The organism is Flavicella sediminum, assembly GCF_006381105.1.
In the GTDB taxonomy this organism is placed as follows: Bacteria; Bacteroidota; Bacteroidia; order Flavobacteriales; family Flavobacteriaceae; genus Flavicella; species Flavicella sediminum.
On sequence record NZ_VDET01000076.1, the window covers coordinates 1 to 778 of the forward strand.

A 778-nucleotide genomic window follows, 5' to 3' on the forward strand; every position below is an offset into this window, starting at 1 on the left:
GAAATGGCCAAAAAACACGCTGCTGAGGGTGTGAATACGATTGATGGTGTAAAAATTGATTATCCAACAGAATGGGCACATTTGCGTAAATCAAATACCGAGCCTATTACTACAAGTAATACCGAGAGTACTTCACAAGAAAATGCAGATGCTTTGGCAAGCAAAATTATCGACGAAATAAAAGTAATTGCTGGATTGTCTTAAAATTTAGTTTGAGCAAAAAAAAGCCAGCAAATTTGCTGGCTTTTTTATGAATAAAAGTTTTTTTATAAATCAAATAAACTTGGTAACCATAAACTTAAACTTGGGAAATACGTCACCAAAAATAAAGATACGATCATGGCTAAAAATAGCGGTAATAAAGGTTTTACAACCTTTTCTATGGTCGTGTTTGCAATTCCTACTCCCACAAATAAAACGGAGCCTACGGGAGGTGTACATAAACCAACACATAAATTTAATACCATTACAATTCCGAATTGTACAGGGTCCATTCCTAATTTTTCAATAATAGGTAAAAAAATTGGTGTAAAAATTAAAACGGCAGGCGTCATGTCCATAAACACTCCTACAAAAAGCAATAAGAAATTGATAATAAGTAGAATGATAATTTTGTTGTCGCTAATTCCTAATAACACCTCAGATATGTTTTGAGGAATGTTTTCATAAGACATTACCCACGACATACGCATGGAAGCACCAATAAGGAACATTACGATAGCTGTTGTACCGCAAGATTCTAGCAAGACATCTGGCAAATCTTTGATTTTAATTTCTT

At 33.8% G+C, this 778-nt stretch carries 1 protein-coding gene and 1 pseudogene; one reads left to right on the top strand and one right to left on the bottom strand.

Annotated elements, in window-relative coordinates; genetic code table 11:
- Positions 1 to 204: pseudogene (locus tag FGM02_RS18155) on the top strand (phosphoglucosamine mutase); the annotation flags it as partial.
- A 62-nt stretch (positions 205 to 266) separates the two neighbouring features.
- Here FGM02_RS18155 and FGM02_RS17995 read toward each other — a convergent pair.
- Positions 267 to 778, bottom strand: a 512-nt coding sequence (locus FGM02_RS17995; RefSeq protein ID WP_139960018.1) for a TRAP transporter large permease subunit, incomplete at its 5' end; no start/stop codon positions are given.